General features: G+C 59.3%; 1 protein-coding gene. It reads left to right on the top strand.

Features of this window, described 5'->3' with window-relative positions:
- A partial coding sequence (locus tag HP546_RS30170; RefSeq protein WP_372242487.1) for an immunoglobulin-like domain-containing protein occupies positions 1-1,447 on the top strand: 1,447 nt, incomplete at both ends.

Genomic DNA, 1,447 nt, shown 5'->3' with positions numbered 1-1,447 from the left:
CAGACTTCGAGCGAGCCGTACGCTCACGAAGCCCAGGGTGACGACGTTTACCAGGATGCCGGCGAAATCAGCCTGGGCATCAAGTCGGCTGTCGATGCCACCGGTGCAGCGTTCGAGAACCTGGAGCTGGGCAACCCTGCCTCGGTAAAAGTTACTGACACCATCGACGAAGTTGTCGCCAAGTTGACCGCTACCGCCTCGGTGACCGAAGGCGGCGAGATCACCTACACCATCACGCTGACCAACAAAGATGGTCTGCCGATCAACAACCATTCGGAGCTGTTCTTCAAGCTGACTGATGGCACCACGGTTGTTGTACCGGCCAACAGCACCACAGGTTCGGCAACTGCAGTCGCACCGGACAACGTCTACGTTGGCGCTAACGAGCCGGTGGTCAATGCCATCGAAGCGGTCAGCGGCGCAGATGCCTGGAAGTTCGAGAACCTGACCCTGGACAAGACCGAGGTCAGCACCACCGTTACCGACGAGCCAGGTACCCCAGGCAACGAAGGCGACATCGTCAAGGTCACCATCACTGCAGACCAGGTGTCTGTCGCTGAAAACGTCAAACCGACCTTCACCGTGCACATCAACACGGTGCTGGCGCATGACCTGACCGTGACCCTGAGCAACAACGCGGTCGTGACCATCAAGGCTGGTCAGACTTCGAGCGAGCCATACGCTCACGAAGCCCAGGGTGACGACGTTTACCAGGATGCCGGCGAAATCAGCCTGGGCATCAAATCGGCTGTCGATGCCACCGGTGCAGCGTTCGAGAACCTGGAGCTGGGCGGTGACGCTTCGGTTCAGGTGACTGATACCACCGACGAGGTGGTGGCCAAGCTGACTGCTACGGCTTCGGTCACCGAAGGCGGCGAGATCACCTACACCATCACGCTGACCAACAAAGATGGTCTGCCGATCAACAACCATTCGGAGCTGTTCTTCAAGCTGACTGATGGCACCACGGTTGTCGTGCCGGCCAACAGCACTACCGGCTCAATCACCGTTACTGCTCCAGACAACGTGTATGTGGGCGCTAATGAACCGGTGGTCAACGCCATCGAAGCGGTCAGCGGCGCGGATGCGTGGAAGTTCGAGAACCTGACCCTGGACAAGACCGAGGTCAGCACCACCGTTACCGACGAGCCAGGTACCCCAGGCAACGAAGGCGACATCGTCAAGGTCACCATCACTGCAGACCAGGTGTCTGTCGCTGAAAACGTCAAACCGACCTTCACCGTGCACATCAACACGGTGCTGGCGCATGACCTGACCGTGACCCTCAGCAACAACGCGGTTGTGACCATCAAGGCTGGCCAGACTTCGAGCGAGCCGTACGCTCACGAAGCCCAGGGTGACGACGTTTACCAGGATGCCGGCGAAATCAGCCTGGGCATCAAGTCGGCTGTCGATGCCACCGGTGCAGCGTTCGAGAACCTGGAGC

This window comes from Pseudomonas sp. CM25 (assembly GCF_013179705.1).
Classification (GTDB): domain Bacteria; phylum Pseudomonadota; class Gammaproteobacteria; order Pseudomonadales; family Pseudomonadaceae; genus Aquipseudomonas.
This window is presented reverse-complemented; position numbering and strand designations above follow the sequence as displayed.